This is a genomic window from Acidocella sp. (genome assembly GCF_052326845.1).
In the GTDB taxonomy this organism is placed as follows: domain Bacteria; phylum Pseudomonadota; class Alphaproteobacteria; order Acetobacterales; family Acetobacteraceae; genus Acidocella.
In genome coordinates this window covers 1-3,743 of sequence record NZ_JBKQJR010000014.1, presented here as the reverse complement: position 1 = coordinate 3,743, position 3,743 = coordinate 1, and the positions used below count along the sequence as shown (strand labels likewise).

3 protein-coding genes are annotated in these 3,743 nt (G+C 66.4%); 1 reads left to right on the top strand and 2 read right to left on the bottom strand.

Features of this window, described 5'->3' with window-relative positions:
* Positions 1–2: 2 nt before the first annotated feature.
* Entirely contained in the window at positions 3–95 is a 93-nt protein-coding gene (locus ACLPJJ_RS00990; protein ID WP_443588837.1) for a GxxExxY protein, read from the top strand.
* A gap of 173 nt (positions 96–268) precedes the next feature.
* On the opposite strand, the gene ACLPJJ_RS00985 is transcribed toward ACLPJJ_RS00990, so the two are convergent.
* Together ACLPJJ_RS00985 and ACLPJJ_RS00980 are read right to left on the bottom strand one after the other, a co-directional pair.
* A complete protein-coding gene (locus ACLPJJ_RS00985) occupies positions 269–2,062 on the bottom strand; it encodes a tetratricopeptide repeat protein (protein WP_443588834.1) in 1,794 nt (597 codons plus the stop codon).
* Between the two features lie 361 nt (positions 2,063–2,423).
* Positions 2,424–3,656 carry a hypothetical protein gene (locus ACLPJJ_RS00980; protein ID WP_443588833.1) on the bottom strand — a complete coding sequence of 411 codons (1,233 nt, stop codon included), beginning with the start codon at positions 3,654–3,656 and terminating at the stop codon, positions 2,424–2,426.
* Positions 3,657–3,743: the final 87 nt, after the last annotated feature.

Here is a 3,743-nt window from a genome sequence, read left to right as displayed (position 1 = left end):
CCATGCTCAAGGTGCACCGTGCCTTGGGGACGGGCCTGCTGGAATCGACGTATCAGGCATGCCTGGCCCATGAATCAACTGGAACGTCCCTTTGATCAAGGACGGCATCAAGCGAATGGTCAATGGGTTATGAGCCGGTTGGTCGACTTTCTTAGCGCTCTTTGCGTCTTGGCGGTGAATCCCTCTCCGACGTCGAGCACGCCCACGGCGGCGGCTTCCTCCGCCTCGTCTGGTTCGGAGGGAGACTGGCTGGATACAGCCTGGTCTTTTAGGGTACAGAGGACCTGGCTTTCGGCCGGGACTTGGCCTCCAGGTCCGCCAGCAGCTTCTTGAAATCGTCCCGGCCGCGGACGGCGTCGAAGTCCGGCGCCTTCAGTTCGCTGGGAAGGCCCCAGCCGGTCTTGACGGCATCCGCGAGGGCGGCGACGGCCTGATCCGCGAAGGCGGCGGCCTCGGCGGCCGTCACGCCGGACATCGCTTCCCCGCCTAGCCCGGCAAGGAGCGCCAGCGCCCGCGAGCGCTCGAACCGTGTCTCGATGTCGAGGGCCTTGCTTCTGGCCCATAGCTCAACGGCCCGCCGCAGGTCCGCGGCGGCTCCCCCTGGCTGGCCGGCATGAGCCTTCGCCCAGCCGCGGTAGGCGAGGCTGTAGCCCAGCCCGTGCGCGAAATAGGCATTGTTGGGGTGGTCGTGGGTCAGTTTCTGACAGAGGGCAATCCCTTGATCGAGGGCCAGCAAGGCGTTGGCGTACCGCTTCTGGTGCGCGTGCAGCCAGCCAATGTTGTTATGCGTGGAGGCCAGGTGACGCCGGAAAACTGCGACTTCGGGATTGGCGTCAGCCAGCTTGAGCATGATGGCCCGCGCCTTCTCGTACGACCGCAGTGCCTCTTCCGGCTTCCCCATCTCCGCCAGAAGGGCGCCGATGCTGAAGTGGCTCTGCGCCAGCCCTTGCTGGAACGAAGTGACGGCGGGGTTGGCGTCGGCCAGCTTCTGACGTATGGCCAGGGCCTTCTCATAAGAATTCAGCACCTCTGCCGGCTTCCCTGTCTCCCTGAGCAGGACGGCACTGTTGTAATGAATCAAAGCCAGGTCGCTCTGGAACGAGGACACCGCAGGATTGGCGTCGGCCAGCTTCTGCCAGATGGCGAGTGCCTTCTGGTACGCTTCCAGCGCCTCCGCCGGCTTCCCTGTCTGCGACAGGAGCAGGCCAATCGCGTTATGGCTCGTAGCGAGGTCGTTCTGGAACGAGGTCACAGTGGGATTGGCATCGGCTAGCTTCTGCCGGATGCCCAGTGCGTTCTGGTACGCTTGCAGAGCCTCGGCCGGCTTCCCTGTATCCATCATGATTCCGCCGATGTTCATATGGCTCGAAGCCAGGTCGCTCTGGAACGAGGTGACGGTGGGATCGGCATCGGCCAGCTTCTGCCGGATGCCCAGTGCCGTCCGGTGTGATTCCAGAGCCTTCGACGGCTCTCCAGTTTGCGCGAGCAGCAATCCCCGGCGGGAGTGGTTCAAGGCGAGGACGGAACGGACAGCGTCCGTCGGCTCCTCCGTCAGCAACCGCTCGGCCAGATCTCGTCCCTCCTCCAACGCCGCCAGCGCTGCCCTGGTGTCCCCCATTGTGCTGAGCAATGCGCCCACACTGAGCAGGCCGCGGGCCACGTCCAGCCGGGTCTCCACGTCTGCGCCGGCCGCCGCCGCGAGTTCCCGCCGCACGGCGAGCGCCCGGCGATGCACCTGGAGCGCCTCCGTCTTGTCGCCGATCTTATCCGGAGGCGCGAACGCCGGGGTGCCCAGCATGCTCCCCGCCTCCGTGTGCGATCCCAGATCCGAAACCGGGCTGATCTGCGTCAACGCCGGCGACGAATCGGTTGGCGTTTCGGTCGAGCGCGCCGATGACGGGCCGATCTGTGTCAACGCCGGCGATGGATCGTTTTGCGTTTCGGTCGAGCGCGCCAATGACGGGCCGATCTGCGGCCATGCCCACGTCGCATCGCTTTGGGTCAGAGTCGGGCTCGCCGGCGATCGCTCCGCGCCCAGGATCTTGGCCAGGCCCCAGTCCATGACCTCGTCCGAGAAAAGTATCGGTGGCGCGGTAGATGATGCCCATGCCGCCACGGTCGATCTCCTTGCCGAGGGTGTAGCGCCCGGCGGCGGCCGCTTGTGGCATGTCGCTACCAAAGCCCGCGGCGTGCGCGTTCACGCCACTGATGGAGTGTGTTGGGTGGTCGGGGGCAGCCATCTGTTACCTCGTGATAACGCTTGAGCTCGGCTGCCATTATGCCATCTCACCCATGGCCTTCGGAAGCGCATCGCGGATTCGCTGCGACATGTGGTGCAGAGCTCAGACACCCGCGTTACAAATTCCGGAGTTGAGCACTCGCGCTGCGAGCCGCGCCTCAACGCGAGCCAACCGCCCGGGTCGTCAGTTTGATGACGACCTCCGGCGGGTTGGCTTTGATCCGGGGCTGCTGCTGCCGCCGCTGCCGCCCATCGCCTGGTTGCCGAGGAAGCTCACGTCGGTGAGGGTCGTGTCAGCAAAGATTTCCGCGGCGAGGCCGCCGCCCGCGGCCGGAGCTCCGGGGCCGACGGCGGAGTTGCCGCCGATGGCCTGGTTGCCGCTAAAGACCGTGTTGGTGATCGTGAGCGCGCTGGCAAAGTTGACCATGCCGCCGCCCCACGCCTCGCCGAGGACGGGGCTCGGGTCGAGGCCGCCGACGTTGTCGCCCTGGTCCCCGCCCCTGGCCACGTTGTCGGTAAACGTGCTGTTGCCGATGGTGAGCGGGCCGGCATTGGCGACGGCGCCGCCCAGAGCCTCGCCGCCGAACAGCGCGGCGGAGTTGTTGGCCCCGCTGGCCCCGACAGCCTCGTTGCCGGTGAACGTGCAGTTGCTGATGGCCAGCGATGGCGCGGCGAAGGTTTCGTTCTCGCCCGTGCTCAGGGCGCCGCCGTTGGTCGTTCTGCCGACCGCCTCGTTGCCGTTGAACGTGGAGCAGGTGATGGTCGCGGCGGAGCTGGTGTTGATGGCGCCGCCGTTACCTTCGCCGGTTCCCGTGGCGGGGCCAGCCGCCTGGTTGCACGTGAACGCCGTGGTGGTCACGGTCAGTGAAGGCCCCTGGCTGTCGATGGCTCCGCCGGCAGAGCCTTCGGTGATGGGGCCGGTGATGGGGGCGGCGTATGCGCCGCCGGAGGCCACGTTGTTCGTGAAGAGGGATTGCGTGACGGTGAGGCTGCCGTCATTCTCGACGCCGCCGCCGTTGCCGTAGTTGCCCGCGGAGTCGGCGCTGGCGCTGTTGTTGGACACGACGACCTGGTCAAGGTTCAGGGTAGCGCCCGCATCCACGAGAATGCCGCCTCCATTGGCCGCGATTTCATGGCCGTCGGTGACCGTCAGGCAGGACGTGGCGACCTGGCCCGCTTCGACCTCGAAGACGCGGCCCGAGTCGTTGCCGCTCACAGACAGCTCGTTCGCCCCGGGGCCGTCGATGGCCACGCTGTGGCTGATCAGCAATTCACTCTCCAGCGTGATGGTACCGTGCAGCCCCGGCGCGAATGTGATGGTCGCATCGCCGGACTGGATGCCGGCCCGTAGCGAGTGGGCGCCGCTGTCGTTCAAGCTGGTCACCATGAAGGTGCTGAGCAGCTTCCGGTCCTCCATCACTTCCAAGCGCGGCAGGACCGAGCGCCGCGAGAGGCTGCGTCTTGATCCAGGGCGCCGCGACCGAGTCGAAGAGCCCGTTGTCAA

What these genes read in the sequence shown, in the direction of transcription:
- ACLPJJ_RS00990 (WP_443588837.1), top strand. Translation starts at nt 3, where the DNA reads ATGCTCAAGGTGCACCGTGCCTTGGGGACGGGCCTGCTGGAATCGACG.
- ACLPJJ_RS00985 (WP_443588834.1), bottom strand. Translation starts at nt 2,062, where the DNA reads ATGGACTGGGGCCTGGCCAAGATCCTGGGCGCGGAGCGATCGCCGGCG.
- ACLPJJ_RS00980 (WP_443588833.1), bottom strand. Translation starts at nt 3,656, where the DNA reads ATGGAGGACCGGAAGCTGCTCAGCACCTTCATGGTGACCAGCTTGAAC.